At 70.9% G+C, this 17,002-nt stretch carries 14 protein-coding genes; 8 read left to right on the top strand and 6 right to left on the bottom strand.

The window, feature by feature from the left end; translation table 11 throughout:
• Positions 1–294: 294 nt before the first annotated feature.
• The 5 genes from ABIA36_RS04100 to ABIA36_RS04080 all read right to left on the bottom strand — a co-directional run bounded on the left by ABIA36_RS04100 (position 295) and on the right by ABIA36_RS04080 (position 4,874).
• Positions 295–1,302: a LacI family DNA-binding transcriptional regulator gene (locus ABIA36_RS04100; RefSeq protein ID WP_369960992.1), complete on the bottom strand. Its 1,008-nt coding sequence runs from the start codon at positions 1,300–1,302 to the stop codon at positions 295–297.
• Positions 1,303–1,312: 10 nt separating this feature from the next.
• Positions 1,313–1,549 (bottom strand): hypothetical protein, encoded by a 237-nt coding sequence (locus ABIA36_RS04095; RefSeq protein ID WP_369960991.1) that lies wholly within the window; start codon positions 1,547–1,549, stop codon positions 1,313–1,315.
• Positions 1,550–1,553: 4 nt separating this feature from the next.
• Entirely contained in the window at positions 1,554–2,468 is a 915-nt protein-coding gene (locus ABIA36_RS04090) for a carbohydrate ABC transporter permease (protein WP_369960990.1), read from the bottom strand.
• On the bottom strand, positions 2,468–3,499 hold the full coding sequence (locus tag ABIA36_RS04085) for a carbohydrate ABC transporter permease (protein WP_369960989.1): 1,032 nt from the start codon (positions 3,497–3,499) through the stop codon (positions 2,468–2,470). Before ABIA36_RS04085 ends, ABIA36_RS04090 begins: the two co-directional genes overlap by 1 nt.
• An 82-nt stretch (positions 3,500–3,581) precedes the next feature.
• A complete protein-coding gene (locus tag ABIA36_RS04080; protein ID WP_369960988.1) occupies positions 3,582–4,874 on the bottom strand; it encodes an ABC transporter substrate-binding protein in 1,293 nt (430 codons plus the stop codon).
• Positions 4,875–5,108: 234 nt separating this feature from the next.
• Here ABIA36_RS04080 and ABIA36_RS04075 point away from each other — a divergent pair, with 234 nt between their 5' ends.
• The 8 genes from ABIA36_RS04075 (at position 5,109) to ABIA36_RS04040 (ending at position 16,236) form a co-directional block, all read left to right on the top strand.
• The gene (locus ABIA36_RS04075) at positions 5,109–7,655 is read left to right on the top strand and encodes a LuxR C-terminal-related transcriptional regulator (RefSeq protein WP_369960987.1); all 2,547 of its coding nucleotides are present in this window, start codon (positions 5,109–5,111) and stop codon (positions 7,653–7,655) included.
• 132 nt (positions 7,656–7,787) lie between these two features.
• Positions 7,788–8,360, top strand: coding sequence for a hypothetical protein (locus tag ABIA36_RS04070; RefSeq protein WP_369960986.1), 573 nt, complete (start codon positions 7,788–7,790; stop codon positions 8,358–8,360).
• A complete protein-coding gene (locus ABIA36_RS04065) occupies positions 8,357–9,724 on the top strand; it encodes a glycosyltransferase family 2 protein (protein WP_369960985.1) in 1,368 nt (455 codons plus the stop codon). The genes ABIA36_RS04070 and ABIA36_RS04065 overlap by 4 nt, the downstream gene beginning before the upstream one ends.
• A 304-nt stretch (positions 9,725–10,028) precedes the next feature.
• Positions 10,029–11,342: a hypothetical protein gene (locus ABIA36_RS04060; RefSeq protein ID WP_369960984.1), complete on the top strand. Its 1,314-nt coding sequence runs from the start codon at positions 10,029–10,031 to the stop codon at positions 11,340–11,342.
• A gap of 92 nt (positions 11,343–11,434) precedes the next feature.
• The gene (gene wecB / locus ABIA36_RS04055; protein ID WP_369960983.1) at positions 11,435–12,613 is read left to right on the top strand and encodes a non-hydrolyzing UDP-N-acetylglucosamine 2-epimerase; all 1,179 of its coding nucleotides are present in this window, start codon (positions 11,435–11,437) and stop codon (positions 12,611–12,613) included.
• Between the two features lie 38 nt (positions 12,614–12,651).
• A complete protein-coding gene (locus tag ABIA36_RS04050) occupies positions 12,652–12,855 on the top strand; it encodes a hypothetical protein (protein WP_369960982.1) in 204 nt (67 codons plus the stop codon).
• 184 nt (positions 12,856–13,039) lie between these two features.
• A complete protein-coding gene (locus ABIA36_RS04045) occupies positions 13,040–14,920 on the top strand; it encodes an ABC transporter ATP-binding protein (protein WP_369962075.1) in 1,881 nt (626 codons plus the stop codon).
• A 56-nt stretch (positions 14,921–14,976) separates the two neighbouring features.
• A complete protein-coding gene (locus tag ABIA36_RS04040; protein ID WP_369960981.1) occupies positions 14,977–16,236 on the top strand; it encodes an Nramp family divalent metal transporter in 1,260 nt (419 codons plus the stop codon).
• Between the two features lie 7 nt (positions 16,237–16,243).
• Here the strand turns inward: ABIA36_RS04040 and ABIA36_RS04035 are convergent, their stop codons facing one another.
• Positions 16,244–16,918, bottom strand: a complete 675-nt coding sequence (locus ABIA36_RS04035) for a metal-dependent transcriptional regulator (protein ID WP_369960980.1) — start codon at positions 16,916–16,918, stop codon at positions 16,244–16,246.
• Positions 16,919–17,002: the final 84 nt, after the last annotated feature.

The following is a 17,002-nucleotide window of genomic DNA, read 5'->3' as shown; positions in this document are numbered from 1 at the left end:
GGGTTCGCCCTGAGCGCGTCGCTCGAGCCCCGTTCTCAGGAACGGCGACAGTAAACCCTGAACCGGTTCAAATGACGAAGAGCCGCCCTGTCCTAGTCAGGGCGGCTCTTCCCGTACGCGCCGAAGCGTCGGTACGGACGGACTGTCGGCGGTCGATCGTGCCTACCCGAAAGGCGCGATCGGCCAACGGCCGCATGACCCATTGTTTCAGATGATCGGACGCTGATCGTTCATATCCGGAGGGATTCGCCCAAATCCGCGAATTCTGCCGCCGTGTGTACGAACTCGCAGCGTTCAGCGGGGCGGCGCCGTCGACGTGCGCACCACCAGGTGCGCGGACGAGCGCACCGATCCGGCCCGCGGCTCGCCGCCGGCCAGCTCGTCGAGGAGGATGCGCGTCGCCGTCGCTCCTTGCTCGAACGGGCTCTGCGCCATCGTCGTGAGCCCGAAGCACGCCGAGAAGTCGTGGTCGTCGATGCCGATGACGGAGAGGTCGTCCGGCACGCGCAGGCCGTGGTCGCCCGCGGCGAGGATGGCGCCCATCGCCATCTCGTCCGAGCCGGCGAACACGGCCGTCGGGCGGGGACCGGGCCGGTCGAGCAGCCGGTTCATCGCCGCGCGGCCCTCCGGCAGGGAGAACCCGCCGGGGATGACCCACTCCGGCCGCACCGGCAGGTGCGCCGACCGCATCGCCTTCTCGAAGCCGCGCAGCCTCCCGACCGGCACGTTGCTGTTCAGGCCTTCCTCGTCTTCGCCGCCGAGGTGGGCGATATCGGTGTGGCCGAGGCCGATGAGGTGGTTGGTGGCCTCTTTGGCCGTGGCCTTCTCGTCGATGCCGACGCTGCGCAGGCCCTTGACCGGGCCGCCGACCACGATGGTCGGGTGCCCGAGCGACGCGAGCTGCTCGCGCTCGTCGGAGGTGAAGTCGAGGCACAGGGCCAGGAGGGCGTCCGTGCGCTTGCGGAGGATGCTGCGGTGGAAGACCCGCTCCCGGTCGCCGCGATGGCCGCCGAGATTGAACAGGATCATGTCGTAGCTGGCCGAGCGCAGCTCCGCGTCGACGCCCTCCAGCACCTGCGTGTAGAACCACCGGCTGACCGACGGCACGACCACTCCGAGCGCCAGGGTGCGTCCGCTGGCGAGCCCAGACGCGCTGGAGGACGCGACGTAGCCGAGCTCGTCCGCCGCGCGCCGGACTGCGGCCCGCGTCGTGTCGGACACGTTCGGGAGACCCCGGAGCGCGCGCGACACCGTCGCGGTCGAGACCCCGGTCGCGCGCGCGACCTCCTCGATGCCTGCCATGCCGCCCCCGTCAGGAGTCCTGGCCCGCGTGCGCCTCCTCCGCCCGCAGGCGCGCCGCCGCGATGCGGCGCCGCGCCTGCAGCAGGAGGATGAAGACGACCACGAGCACGAGCGAGACCAGAGCCCACGTGAGCGCGGGCTGGCCGGTGAGCTCGCAGGATGCGGTGATGATCACGAAGACGACCGCGAAGAAGCCGACGAACCCCAGTCCGAGGTCGACGAACTCCTTCGGGTCGTTCCTTCGCATCCGCTCAGCCCTTCACTCCACCGGCCGTGAGGCCCGCGACGATCCGGCGCTGGAAGATCAGCACCAGGATGATGAGCGGGACGGTCACGATCGTACCGGCGGCCATGATGGCCGTGTACGGCTCCTGGTGCGGCTGGCTCCCGGTGAACGACGCGATGGCGACCGTCACCGGCTGCGTCTTGTCGCTCGAGAGCTGGCTGGAGATCAGGAACTCGTTCCACGAGGAGATGAACGCCAGGATCGCGGTCGTGAACACGGCGGGCGCCGCCAGCGGCAGGATAATCTTGCGGAACGCCTGCGCCTGGGTGCAGCCGTCGATCCGGGCGGCCTCCTCCAGGTCCCACGGCATCTCGCGGAAGAACGAGACGAGCGTGTAGACGGTCAGCGGGAGGGCGAACGAGATCTCCGGGATGATCAGCGCCTGGTAGGTGCCCATCCAGCCGATGTTCGTGAAGAGCTGGAACAGCGGGGTGATGAGCGCGACGCCCGGGAACATGGACGCGGCCAGGATGATGCCGAGGATGATGCCCTTGAACTTGAAATCGAGGCGGGCGAGCGCGTACGAGGCGAAGATGCCGACCACGAGCGAGATCAGCGTCACGCAGACGCCGATGAAGAGCGAGTTCAGCAACGCCCCGGGGAGGTTGTTCCCGAGCTTGGTGGAGAGCGCCGTCACGTAGTTGTCGAGCGTCACATGCGTGAACCACGGGGTGTTGTCACTCGTGTACCCGACTTCGCGGAACGAGGTGACGACCATCCAGTAGAACGGGAGCAGACACCAGAGCACGACCACGAGCGCCTGGATTCCGGTGCGGATGCTCTGGTTCCTGTTGCGCTGCTTGGTGCGGTTCTTCGTGCGGGTCCGGGGGAGGGCGTTCGCCTCCGCGGTGGCCGATGCGGGGCCGGCGACGGTGGTCATCACTTTGCTCCCTTCGCTTGCGTCTCCTGCGTTCGGACCACGTTCGTGCCGAGGAACCGCACGAAGATGAACGCGACCAGGAAGATCAGGATGAACGTGATGGTGGAGAGGGCGGCAGCGCTGTTGAAGCCCTGCCTGATCTGATCGACCACGAGGATCGACAGTGTGGTCGTCGCATGGCCGGTGCCTCCGCCGCCGCCCGTGAGGATCTGCGGGAGGTCGTAGATGCGGAGCGCGTCGAGCACGCGGAAGAGGATCGCGACCATCAGCGCCGGCTTCAGCAGGGGCATCGTGACGCGCCAGAACCGCTGCCAGGTGCTCGCGCCGTCCATCTTCGCCGCCTCGTAGACGTCCTCCGGGATGATCTGGAGGCCGGCCAGGATGAGCAGCGCCATGAACGGCGTCGTCTTCCAGGTGTCGGCGATGATGACCGCGAACCGGGACGCCCATTCATCGCTCGTCCAGAGGATGTGCGTGCTGAGCACGGCGTTGGCGACACCGGCGACCGAGAAGATGAAGAACCACAGCTTCGCGGTGACGGCGGTGGGGATCGCCCACGGGATCAGGATGGCCGCGCGGACGAAGCCGCGGCCGCGGAAGGCGCGGTTCATGATGAGCGCGAACCAGAGGCCGAGGACGGTCTCCAGGATCACGGTGGTGACCGTGAAGAAGAAGGTGACCCCGACGGCGCTCCAGAAGGTGGCGCCGAGGTTGCCGGGCGGGCACGAGACCGTGGTCCCGTTCGGGCCGGCGCACTGCTGGAACAGCCAGTGGGCGTAGTTCTGGAAGCCGGCGAAGCCGCCCTGCACGAACAGGCCGGTCGCGGGATCGAGGCCCGCATCCTTCTGGAAGGACATCACGATGGCGCTCACGATCGGGTAGCCGATCACAACGGCGAGCAGGACGATCGTGGGGAGGATCAGGTAGAGGGCCCAGCGGCTCTGCTGGCGGCGGGTGTGCTTGATGCCTGCGCGCTGCTCAGGCGGCCTGTTCTTCGTTGCTGAGGGGGCGACGACGTTCGACGTTGACATGTGCTGCCTCCGGGAGGAAAGCGGGAAGTGTGGGGAGCCGGGCGGCGGGAGAGGTCCCGCCGCCCGGCGACCGTGATGGGCTCTACTGGCCCGCGCTCGCGGTCTTGATGGCAGCCGACATGTCCTTCAGCGCCTGGTCGACCGACTTGTCGCCCTTCAGGGCGGCGTAGGCGTTGTCCTGAACGGCCTTGGTGATGGCCGGGTAGAACGGCGACACGGGACGCGGGACCGCGTTCTCGATCGACGTCTTCAGGGTGGACAGGTAGGGCAGCTGGCTGTTCAGGCCCGGGTCGCTGTACAGCGAGGACAGCACCGGAGCGAGCGAGCCCTGCGTCACGAAGAACTTCTGGGTCTCTTCGCTCTGAAGGAACTGCAGGAAGGCGAACGCGGTCGCCTTGTGCTTGCTGTAGACGCTGATCGCGGCGTTGTGACCGCCCAGGCTGGAGACGCCCGGCTTGTCGGCGGAGACGCCCGGCAGCGGCGCGATGCCGAAGGTGTCCTTCACCGTGGACGAGCCGTCGGTCTTGGCCAGGTTGTAGACGTACGGCCAGTTGCGCAGGAACATCAGCTTGCCGGCTTCGAACGCCTGGCGGCCCTGCTCCTCCTGGTAGGTGATGGCCTCGGCCGGGATCTGGCCGTTCTTGAAGCCGTCCACCAGGCGGGTCAGACCCGCGTTGGCCTGCGAGCTGTCGACGGTGACGGTCTTGCCGTCGTCGCCGACGATGGTGCCGCCGTTGGTGTTGATGGCCTCGGCCACGTTCACCGTCAGACCCTCGTACTGGGCGAACTGACCGGCGTAGCAGCCGATGCCCTTCGCCTTGGCGATGTCGCAGTCCTTGAGCATCTCATCCCAGGTCTTGGGCGCGGCCGGGACCAGGTCCTTGCGGTAGTACAGGATGCCGCCGTCGGAGGTCTGCGGCGCCGCGTACTGCGTGCCGTTGTAGGTGCCCGACTTGACCGTCGGGGCCAGCAGCTTCGAGTTGTCCATCTTGAAGTTGCCGGTCAGCGGCTGCAGCCAGCCCTTCGCGGCGAACTCACCCGTCCACACCACGTCGACATCGACGACGTCGTAGTTCGGGTCCTTGGCCTGGAAGTGCTGCACGAGGTCGTCGTGCTGCTGGTCGGCCTGGTCGGTCTGCTCCTTGAAGGTGACCTTCTCGCTGGGGTGTGCTGCGTTCCACTTGTCCACCAGGGGTCGGACGACGTTGGAGTTGTCCTTGCCCTGCACGTAGGTGATGGGGCCTTTGCTGTCGAGGTTCGCGCCGGCGTCCCCGCCCGCGCTTCCGCCCGATCCTGAACCGCCGCCGGTGCATCCCGCAAGGGCGAGGCCAGCGATGGCGACCCCTGCGATCACGGCGAGACGTGCTGCTTTCATTTCACTCCTCGTTGAGCTAGTGGTGCTCTGGTGCTCTTGGTGCAGGCGCGGGTGCGCCCGGGCTCAAGGTACTCCGACGGATCACTCTGTGCAAGCGTTTACGTCAAGCGCTTGCATTGCGATTCGGTCACGGCTGTTCCGCCCGCGGACGGGGGTCGGGACCGCGGTTCGTGATGTGTGGCGCACGACGTCTGACCGTGGAGTATCATGCGCTGGACTGAAACGGGGTGCTCCATGCCGGAATCCACGATCGACGCCGCACTGACGCTGCTCGCGCAGGGCAGGGACGTCCTCCTCGTCGGCGACGACGGGTCGGGCAAGACCTGGTGCCTGTCGCAGCTCGCCGGGGCGCTGCGCAAGCGCGGGAACGACGCCGTGGTGGTGCCGGGACGCCTCGGCTCCGCCGCCGATCCGCTCGCGCCGTTCGCCGCCACGACGGTCCCGCTCGACGGGTGGGACGGCGCGTCGGCCGGGCGGCTCGTCGCCGCGTTCGCCGAGGAGCTGAACGGGCCGAGGAGCCGGCTCCTGGTGGACGACCTGGATGCGCTGGAGGTGCTGGCCATCGCGGCGCTCCGCGCCGTCCTCGACCGCACCGGGGCCAGGCTCGTGGCGACGGCCGGGCGCCGCTCGGTGGCGATCGGGGGAGTGCCGCGCCCGTTCGCCGACCTGCTCGCCGAGCGCGCGCCGGCGGATGTCGCCGTGCCGCCGCTGTCGTTCGAGGCGATGTCCCGGTTCGTCGCCGCCCGCCTGCGCGGCCGCCCGGACGCCGAGCTGATCGTCTCGCTGAGCGCGCACTCCGGCAGCAATCCGCGCGCCGCGGCCGCCCTCGTCGACGTCGCGGTCGCGTCGGGGGCGATCGGCCAGCGCGACGGGCTCTGGTCGGAGGTCGGCGCGCTCGAGGAGGCCTCCGCCGCCTCCGTCGTCCACGCGTTCACCGGGCGGCTCAGCCCGGAGGAGCAGAGCGCCCTGGAGCTGCTGGCCTGGGCGGGCCCGCTGCCGCCGCGCGAGCTCGACCGGCTCGTGGACCCGGCGATCCTGCTCAGCCTGAACCAGCGCGGGCGCCTGTCGTGGAGCCACGCGGAGGTCGGCCACGACGCCAGGGTCAGCCCGCCCGCGCTGTCCCGCGGGTTGCGCGAGCAGCTCACCCCCGAGCGGCGCTACCGCCTGGTCGAGACCGTGGAGCGCACGTTCGGCGCCGACTTCGTGCCCGACCGGGAGCACAGCGCCATCGACCCGTTCGTGGTGAGCGGGCTGGACAGCGACGACTACTGGCGCTGGTCGGCGGAGTTCGCCGGACAGGTGAAGGAGCGGGTGGCCGTGCGCGAGGCGGCGGCCCGCGCGCTGTGGACCGAGCTCCCGACGGTCGAGAACGCCTGCGCGTACTTCCGCACGCTGACCGTCCAGCGCCCTGCCGAGACGCTCGGCCGCATCTTCGCCGAGACGCGGTTCGGCGACAGGGACTCGGTCACCGCCCGCCTCCAGTTCTCGTTGTACGAGTTGCAGTGGCTGACCTGGACCGGAGCCGACGACCGGATCCCCGGCTGGCTGGACGGCCTCGGCGCGCGTCTCGGCGCGAAGGCGTCGTTCGTGCGGAAGGTGCACGAGACGTTCCGTCTGCACAGCGACGGCGTGCCGCTCACCTCCGAGCTCATCGCGCGGCTGAGCGCGCCGGGGACGAGCGATTACGAGCACACCTGGTCGACACTGCTCGGCGTCGCGCTCCTGCTGGAGGCCGGGAGCCCCGAGGACGCGCTGGAGCGGATCGACACCCGCAACGGCCTGGAGGAGGGCACCCTCGCCTCCATCCACCTCGACTTCCTGCGCACCGAGGCGCTGCTCGCGCTCGGCAGACTGGAGGACGCGGAGGAGTGGTCGCGGCGCTGCGCCGAGCACGCCTACGACCAGCTCAGCCCGCTCGGCTTCCAGTTCCACGCGCTCGGCGTCGCGCAGACCCTCGTCCAGCGCGGCCGGTTCGAGGCCGCCTGGCGTGCGCTGAGCACCGGTCTGAGGCTGGGCAGCGGCGGACCGTTCGCCGTCCCACAGCCTCCGCTGCTGCTGCTCGGCGCGATCATCCAGGCCCAGCTCGGCGACCTGGAACTGGCCGCGGCTCTGTTGGCCGAGGGCGAGCGCACCGGCACGCTCCACCTGCCGCCGCACCCCTCCCGCGCGGAGCTCGCCCGTGCCGCGATCCTGCGCGCCGAGGGCGACCTCACCGCCTGCGACGCGCTCCTCTGGGAGGCCGGGGCGGCGGAGGCGGCCCTCGGCCACCTGGCGACGGCGTGCATGTTCTGGACCGACCTGACCGCCGTGACGCTGGAGCAGGCGGCCGAGATCTCCGCGGTGATGGACCGCATCGACAGCCCGCTCCACCACGCGGTGTTCGACGTGAAGGTGGCGATGGGCACCGGCGACGAGCGGCAGATCGTCACCGCCCTCGACCGCTCCGGCGAGCTGATCGCCCCGCAGCTCGCCGCGGCGGCGGTCGACGCGATCGACCGGCTGCGCGCTGCGGCCGGACAGGAGCCGCTCGACGACGAGGGTCGCGCGGAGCTGATCGGCGACCACCGGCCGCGCTTCGACCAGGACCGCGGCGGGGAGCTCCTCTCGGACCGGGAGCGGGAGGTCGCCATCCTGGCGAAGGCCGGCCTCAGCAACCGCGACATGGCGCACCGGCTGTTCGTGAGCGTGCGGACGATCGAGAACCACATGCACCGCCTGCTCAAGAAGCTCGGGTACTCGAACCGGCGGCAACTCCGCGACGAGTGGAACCCCGACCTCTGAGCGGCTCGGCGGGGGACGCTCACGCGGCACTCAACGTGCTCGGCGGCCCCCGCACCCTGACATTCCGGCTGGTTCCATCGACGTACTCCCACTCACCCGGTCGGGAGGACAGCCACCCGGCAGGAGCACGCCATGTCAGACACCTCACCCGCACCCGTCAGCCCACCGACCCGGCCGCGCACGCGTCGCGCGTCCGCCCCGCAGCTCGTCCTCGCGGCGCTGCTCGCCGGCGTGGCCGTCGCGCTCGTCGTCCTGCTCGACCGGGCCATCCAGTTCGAGGCCCAGGTCTTCGCGCACGCCATCCCGGCCGTGCTCGGCGCCTCCGCCGTCCTCGGCGAGCACGCGACCCTCACGATCGGCGCCGGCGGCCCCCTGCTCTTCTCGATGACCGTCGGCCTCGCCTGCAGCATCGTGCTGCTGCTCGTTCCGTTCCTCCTCATCGCCGCGGCGCTGCTGTCGGCCGGCCGGATCAGCGTGCTGCGGGCGCTGCTGGCCGTCGCGGTCGGCGTGGTGCTGCTGGAGGCCGTGAACACGGCCCGCGTCGTGGTCATCGCCGCGATGACGCTCGACGACGGCGTCAGCGGATTCGGCTGGGGCCACACGCTGGTCGGCTCGGTCATCGTGCTCGCCGGCCTGCTGCTCAGCACCGCCGGAATGCTCTGGATCGCGTCCCGCGGTCGCAGGGGACAGGCGGTGACCGCGTGAGCCACCAGCTCCTCCTCGACATCTCGATCATCTTCTCGCTGGTCGCCGGCACGGTCTTCCTCGGCTATGTCGTCACGATCATCCTTCCGTTCCTGCGCCGCACGCCGGACGAGCACGGCGACCCCGCTGCCTTCGAGTGGCACTTCGTGGTGCCCTGCCGCGACGAGGAGGCCGTGATCGGCGAGACCGTCGGCTACCTCCGCGAGACCTTCCCGGAGGCCACCGTCTGGGTCATCGACGACGACTCCGAGGACGCCACGGCCGACATCGTGCGGCGCGCCGCCGCGGACCTGGGCGGCGTCGAGCTGATCCAGCGCCGCCGGCCGAACGCCCGCACGGGCAAGGCGCACGCCCTCAACCACGCCTGGTCGATCATCCGGGAGACCATCCCCGCCGAGCGCCGCGCGACGACCATCCTGGCCGTCGTGGACGCCGACGGCCGGCCCTCCGCCAACCTGCTGGAGGTCGCTGCCGGCCCCGAGCTGTTCGGTTCGGAGAGGATCGGCGCCGTGCAGGTCGAGGTGCGGATGTCCAACCGCGTCGTGACGACGCCGCTGGAGGGCCGCGGCCGGTTCGCGAACCTCCTCGCCCGCACCTTCGTGCGGATGCAGGACCTGGAGTTCCGCGGCCCGATCTCCGCCATCCAGATGAGCCGCCGCTACACCGGCACCGTCAACGTCGGCGGCAACGGCCAGCTCACCCGGCTCTCCGCGCTCGACGACATCGCCGAGGGCGAGGGCCCCTGGCGCGGGTCGCTCCTGGAGGACTTCGAGCTCGGCCTGCACTTCCTGCTCGGCGGCTGGAAGAACGCGTACACGACCGCGGCCTGGGTCGACCAGGAGGCGCTCTACTCTCTCCGCCGCTACATCGTCCAGCGCGCCCGCTGGTCGCAGGGCACCATGCAGTGCTTCCGCTACATCCCGAAGATCTGGGGCAGTTCGCGGCTCGGCAACCTCGGCGCGATGGAGCTCACCTACTTCCTGACGCAGCCCTGGGTGCAGGTGCTCGGCACGATCTTCTACCCGATCCCGGTCATCGCGATGATCGTCAACACGGTCACGAATCCCGCCGGCCTGATGGACTACCTCGCCCACGGCGGCGCCTGGCTGCTGGCGGTCTACGTCGTGATCGGCGTCGGCGAGTTCGCGATCTGGGGCTTCCTCTACCGCCAGCGCTGCGAGCGGGAGGCCGACCTCCGCACCGCGGCGGGCTGGGGGTTCGGCTACCTCGTCTACGTCTATCTGATCTATGTGGTCGCCTGGCGGGCCGTCATCCAGCTCGTCCGCCGGCAGACCGCCTGGGCCAAGACCATCCGCAACGCGGAGACGGTCGAGGCAGGACAGCTCGTCTCGCGGACGAGCTGAGCAGAGTTCCGGCGGTGTGCTCCGGGTGCCGCCGCCGGCACCGGCCCCTACGGGTGGGGGCCGACCCGGGAAGCCCCGGTCGATCGTCCACGGGTACGACGGCCGGGGCTTCTTCGCGTCCGCGAACGCTCCCCACGCTGAACGCTCATGCACTACTCATCGCCATATCCCACACCCGCAACGCCAGATTTCAGTCGGAAGAATCGAATCGTCGCACTCCGCTGCGGCACTCATCCGGAAGCTCCCGGTCACCCGCCGGGCTCCACCCGCGCTGAACACCCTCAGCACCTGAAAGGAACCCTCCATGCGAACCACCCGCACACTCTTCGCCGGCGCCGGCGCGATCGTCGCCACCGCGGCGGTCACCCTGCTGACGCCGCTCGCCGCCCAGGCGGCCGACCCGGCCACCAACGGCATCGTCCCGCTCACCGGTGACTTCTCCTCCACCTCGGCCCCGCTGCTCGCGCCCTACTCGGGCAACGTCAGTGCGAGTTCCCCGAAGGGACTCACCCTCTCCGGGGCGGGCGCCAGCCAGCTCATCAAGGCCGAAGTGCCGGAGGGCTGCATGCCGGCCGTCGCGCCGCTCGGCACCGTCAAGACCTGCGACACGCTCTCCGAGACCCTCGTCTTCGACTCGCCGGTGACCGATCCGATCATCAAGCTCTACAGCTTCGGTTGGGGGCGTGAGCTCTCCGATGGTGCGGAGACGAAGGGATACCTCGAGCCGCGGATCGTGCAGGTCAACGAGAAGCTCGCTCCCGCTGCGTCCCTCGTCGGCGCGGTCACGGGCGATGGCGCGAAGTTCCAGGGCAACGCCCTCACGCTGGACGCCTCCCGTCTGGTCGGCGCGAAGCAGAACGCGGGCTTCGGTGCGACCGTCCAGCTTCCCGGCTCCGTCTCCTCGGTGACGATCGGCTACGAGTACAAGACTGTGAAGACCGGGGGGCCGGTGGTCTCCACCGCGATGACTCCGCAGGGCGGGGGTCTCTTCCTGGACCTCGCCCGTGAGATCCAGCCCGTCACCGCGACCGTCACCGCCCAGGACGACGACGCCAAGACGGCGACGATCGGCGGCAAGGGCGAGCCGGGCGCGACCGTGACCGTGGATGCGCCGGGCGGCGCGAAGACCGCCACCGTCGGCTCGGACGGCACCTGGTCGCTCGCGGTGGACGGCCTCGCCGAGGGCCGCAACGACCTCACGGTGTCCCAGCCGGCGAAGGACGAGAAGGGCGCGACCATCACCTCGAAGGTCGAGCTCCCGGTGACCATCGACGCGCCGCCCGCGACCCCGCTGACCGCGCAGGTCGACTCCAAGGACGACGACGCGAAGTCCGCGGTGCTCTCGGGCACCGGCGCCCCCGGCGCCACCGTCACGGTGACCACGCCGACCGGTCCGAAGGACACCACGGTGGGCGCCGACGGCACCTGGACGCTGACCGCGACCGGCCTGGCCGAGGGCCAGAACGACCTGACGGTCACCTCGGCCGGCGAGACCGCCGACGTGACGGTCCTCATCGAAACGCCGGAGATCCCGGTGCTGCTGGGGCTGGCCGGCTTCGGTCTGCTCGGCGCGACCGGTGTCGTGATCGGCCGTCGCAAGCGGGCCGCGAAGAAGTAAGCGCCCCTCCCCGCTGCACAGCCCTGGCCGTCGACACCCGGTCGACGGCCAGGGCGCCACCCGCGCACCACCCACCCGTGAAGGAACACACCATGCCCCGGTCCACCCGTCCGCAGTCCACCCGCCCCACCTCCACCGGCCTCACCTCCGCCGCCCGCCCGTCCGCCTCCCTCGGCGATATCGCCGTCGTCCTCGGCACGCGGCCTGAGATCATCAAGCTCGCCAGCGTCGTCCGCGCCCTCGGCCCCCGGGCCCGCGTCATCCACACCGGGCAGCACTGGGACGACAGCATGGCGGGCCAGTTCTTCGCCGGCCTCGGAATCGGCGAGCCGGACGTGCAGCTCACGGCCATGAGCGGCAAGGGCCGTCCCGAGCAGATCGCGGAGGGCATCGCCGAGCTCACCGCCCACTTCCGCGCGCACCGCCCGGCGACCGTGATCGTGCAGGGCGACACCAACTCGACCTCCGTCGGCGCGCAGGCCGCCAGTTACCTCGACATCCCCGTGGTGCACGTGGAGGCCGGGCTGCGCTCCTACGACCGGGCGATGCCCGAGGAGCTCAACCGCCTGGTGGTCTGCGCTCTCGCCGAGCTGCACTGCGCCGCCACGATCGACAACCGGGACAACCTGCTCCGGGAGGGCGTGCCCGCCGAGCGGATCGCGCTCACTGGCAACACCGTCGTCGAGGCGACCATCGACTCCCTCGCCGCCGCTGTCCCGGCCGCGCGTGCGGAGTCCGGCCGGCCGGTCGTGCTCGCCACGATCCACCGTCCAGAGAACACCGACGACCCGGCGGCGCTCCGCCGTGCCCTCGACGGGCTGCGCCGCATCGACGCCGACGTGATCCTCTCCCTGCATCCCCGCACCGAGGCGGCGGCCACGCGGTGGGGGCTCGCCGGACTGCTCGACGCGTTCGACGTGCGCCGCGGGCTCGGCCACGGCGACTTCCTGGCCCTCGCGAGCGCGGCCGACCTCCTCGTCTCCGACTCCGGCGGCGTGCAGGAGGAGGTCACGGTCCTGAAGAAGCCGCTCCTCGTCGTCCGCCGTTCCACCGAGCGCCCGGAGTCCGTCGACGCCGGCTTCGCCCGGCTGGTCGTGCCGGGGGAGGACATCGCGGCGGTGGCGGCGGAGGTCCTCGCCGAGCCCGGGCTCGCCGCCCGGCTGGCCGCAACGCCGTCGCCGTACGGCGACGGTCGCGCCGGCGAGCTGATCGCGCAGGCGACCATCCGGATCGCCGAGCGGTCGGCCTCCGTGCTGCCCCACGCGGCCTGAACCCTCACCCTCGACCCGCGAACCACGGAGAAAACGACATGTACGGAAACGGAAACCCTTTCGGCCCCCTCGGCGGCGGCGGAGCCCTGCTGGGCGGCGGCGCACTCGCCTCGACCGGCTTCGACAGCGTGACCCCGATGCTGATCGCCGCCGCGGCGGTCGTCGCCGGCCTGTTCCTGCTGCGCTCGCAGTGGGTGCGGAGGGCACAGTCGGCCGAGGCCGCGGCGCTCGACGCGGCGTGACCGGCTGACACCGGACCGGAGGCGGGTGACAGGGCATGGGGCCTTTCACCCGCCTCCTTTTCTTTCCCGCGCCTTCCCCTCCCACCCCCAGGGGCCTCACGGGCTTTCCGGGCGTTCCTCCGAGGGCTTAACGCGCCCGGCGTCAGGGCTCCCGGACGCGAACTAGGCTTTCCGTGTGAGCGGAATGCGCGGCATGGGCGGTGGCGGCGGTCCCATGCGCTCGCGCGTCAGCGGCGGCGACGCCGCGGCGCAGCGGGCCCTGAACGCGGAGGCCCCACGCATCCCGCACCTGTTCCGCCGGATCGTGTCGCTGTTCTCCGCGCACAAGGCCGCGATCATCACGACGATGGTGCTGGTGCTGATCGGCGCCGCGCTGTCCGTCGTCCCGCCGCTGCTCACCCAGCGCGCCTTCGACGACGGGCTCTTCCCGAAGTCCGGCAAGCCGGACATGCCGGTGCTGATCGAGATCGTCGTGGTGATGATCGTCGTGTTCGTGGGCTCCGCGCTGCTCGGTGTCTGGCAGACCTACCTGACCGCCTCGGTCGGCAACAAGGTGATGGGCGCGCTGCGGGTCCGGCTGTTCTCGCACCTGCAGTCGATGGAGCTGAGCTTCTTCACCAAGACCAAGACCGGCATCATCCAGTCGCGACTGCAGAACGATGTCGGCGGCGTCGCGAACGTGCTCACCAACACGATGTCGAGCATCCTCGGCAACACGGTGACGGTGATCGCCGCGCTCGTGGCGATGCTGCTGCTCAACTGGCAGCTCACCGTGGTCGCGGTCATCCTGATGCCCATCCTGGTGATCGCCCAGCGCCGGGTCGGCCAGGTGCGGGCGCGGATCGCCACCCGGACGCAGGAGTCGCTGTCGGACATGACCGCGATCACGCAGGAGACGCTGAGCGTGTCCGGCATCCTGCTGTCGAAGAGCTTCAACCGGCAGCAGGCGGAGACGGAGCGCTACTCGGACGAGAACCGCACCCAGATCCGGCTGCAGGTGTCGCAGTCGATGAGCGGGCAGTGGTTCTTCGCGATGGTGAACATCTTCCTGTCCTCCATCCCGGCGATCGTCTACCTGGTCTCCGGCTGGCTCATCCTCGGCGGCGCGGCGGACATCACCGCGGGCACGATCGTCGCCTTCACGACCGTCCAGGCGCGGCTGCTCTTCCCGCTGCTCGCGCTCATGCGGGTGGCGCTCGACCTGCAGACCTCCGGCGCCCTGTTCGCCCGGATCTTCGAGTACCTCGACCTGAAGCCGGCCATCGCCGACCGGCCCGACGCGGTGCCGGTCGACCCGGGCCGCGACCTCGGCCGCATCGAGTTCGACCACGTGGTGTTCCGGTACCCGGACGCGCGGCCGGGGGAGCGCAACACCCTGGACGACGTGTCGTTCGTGATCGAGCCGGGCGAGTTCGCCGCGTTCGTCGGGCCGAGCGGCGCCGGCAAGACCACGGTGAGCTACCTCATCCCGCGCTTCTACGACACCACCTCCGGGCGCATCCTGTTCGGCGACACCGACCTGCGCGGGCTGCAGCAGGAGTCGCTGGTCTCGCACATCGGCGTGGTCAGTCAGGAGACCTACCTGTTCCACGCCTCCATCGCCGAGAACCTCCGCTACGCGCGGCCGGACGCGACGCAGGCCGAACTGGAGGCCGCGGCGAAGCGGGCAAACATCCACGAGACGATCGTCTCGTTCCCGGACGGCTACGACACGATCGTGGGCGAGCGCGGCTACCGGCTGTCCGGCGGCGAGAAGCAGCGCATCGCGATCGCGCGCGTGCTGCTGAAGGACCCCGAGGTGCTCATCCTCGACGAGGCGACGAGCGCCCTCGACACCATCTCGGAGCGGGTGGTGCAGCAGGCGCTGGACACGGCCTCCAGCGGGCGCACGACCATCGCGATCGCGCACCGGCTGTCGACCATCGTCGCCGCGGACGTCATCTTCGTCATCGACCACGGCCAGGTGGTCGAGCGCGGGACGCACCGCGAGCTGCTCGACCTCGGCGGCATCTACGCGCGCCTGTACCGGGAGCAGACCGAAACGGCGGTCCTCGACCCCGACTGACGCGACCTGCTCGACGTCTTTACGTGGCTCGCACCCATTGTTAGGCTGGGCTAACAATGGAGTCAGGGCAGACGAAAGTGGCGGTGGAGGTCGCGGAGCGGCCTGCGCGCTCCCGCCTGCGCCTGTGGTTCCTGCTCGGGCCGGCCTTCGTCGCCGCCATCGCGTACGTCGACCCGGGCAACGTCGCGGCCAACCTGACCGCGGGCGCGCGCTACGGCTACCTCCTGGTCTGGGTGCTCGTGGCAGCCAACGCCATCGCGGTCTTTGTGCAGTACCAGTCGGCGAAGCTCGGGATCGTCACCGGCCGCAGCCTCCCGGAGCTGCTCGGCGCGCGGCTCGGCACCGGGGCACGGCGGGCGTACTGGGCGCAGGCTGAGCTCGTCGCGGCCGCGACCGACATCGCCGAAGTGATCGGCGGGGCCATCGCGCTGAACCTGCTGTTCGGCCTCCCGCTGCCGCTCGGCGGCGGGATCGTCGGCGTCGCGGCGATCGCCCTCCTGGCCGTGCAGACCCGGCGCGGGCAGCGGCCGTTCGAGGCGGTCATCCTGGTGCTGCTCGGCGTCATCGCCGTGGGATTCCTGGCGGGGCTGTTCGTCAGCCCGGTCGACTGGAGGGCCGCGGCGGCGGGGCTGGTTCCGCGCTTCGACGGCGCGCCGACGGTGCTGCTGGCCGCGAGCATGCTCGGAGCGACCGTCATGCCGCACGCGATCTACCTGCACTCCGCGCTCGCCCGCGACCGGCACGGCACCGGCGCCGACGAGGGGCGGACGCGCACGCTGCTGCGGGCCACCCGGCTGGACGTCGTGCTCGCGCTCGTGCTCGCCGGGGCCGTCAACGTCGCGATGCTGCTTCTCGCCGCGTCGGCGCTGCCGGGAGTCGCGGGGACGGACACGATCGAGGGCGCGCACGCGGCGATCAGCGCGGCGCTCGGCCCGGCCATCGGCGTGATCTTCGCAGTCGGGCTGCTGGCGTCCGGGCTGGCGTCGACGTCGGTCGGCAGCTACGCGGGCGCCACGATCATGAGCGGGCTGCTGCGCGTGCGGGTGCCGCTGCTCGCCCGGCGCGTCGTCACGCTCATCCCGGCGGTGGTCATCCTGTCGCTCGGCATCGACCCCACCTGGGCACTGGTGATGTCGCAGGTGTTCCTGAGTCTCGGCATCCCGTTCGCGATGATCCCGCTGCTGCGGCTGACCGGGTCGCGCGCGGTGATGGGGGAGCGGACGGACGCCGGCTGGGTGCGGGTCGTGGGCTGGGGGGTCGCCGGGCTCGTCGTGGCGCTGAACCTGGCGCTGGTGGTGCTCACGGTGGTGCCGTAGAGAGCGCTCAGGCTCCAGCCTCCGCAACCCACACCGCGGCCGCCGCCGCGGCCCCGAGCACGACAGCCGCGTCGCCCACGTGCACGGTCACGTCGCCGGCGAACGCGCGGTGCTCGTCCACGGTCAGCACCGCGTCCAGGCGGACGCCGCGCTCGCCGAGGTAGCGGAGGACCGCCGGGTCGGCGTCCGAGATGCGCACGACGCCGAGCGGGATGCCGGGGGGAGCGGTCAGCAGTGGGACGGCCTCCGGTCGCCGCGGCGTGCCGTCCGCGGTCGGGATGGGGTCGCCGTGCGGGTCGCGCGCCGGGTAGCCGAGCCGCCGGTCGATGCGGTCGACCAGCACGTCCGAGACCGCGTGCTCCAGCACCTCCGCCTCGTCGTGCACCTCGTCCCAGCCGTAGCCGAGCTCCTCGACCAGGAAGGTCTCGATCAGCCGGTGCCTGCGCACCATCGCGAGCGCGCCTCGGCGGCCGTCGTCGGTGAGCTCGATCGCCCCGTACGGCTCGTGGACGACCAGGCCCTGGTCGGCGAGCCTCCGGATGCCGTCGGACACCGTCGCGGCGCGCACGCCCATCCGCTCCGAGAGCTGCTTGACCGTGATCGGGTCGGCCGCCCACTCGGTCGCCGACCAGATCAGTTTCAGGTAGTCCTGAGCCACGGGCGAGAGATCGGACACCGGCATGCTGGAAGTCTAGGCGGCGACCCGCAGCGCGAAGGAGCAGGGTAATACGGCGGCGGCGTCCGGACCGCCCTGTTACGGTGGACG

It is taken from the genome of Leifsonia sp. EB34 (genome assembly GCF_041260585.1).
GTDB lineage: Bacteria > Actinomycetota > Actinomycetes > Actinomycetales > Microbacteriaceae > Leifsonia.
Note: the sequence above shows the minus strand (reverse complement) of the source record. Positions and strands in the feature narration are given on the sequence as shown.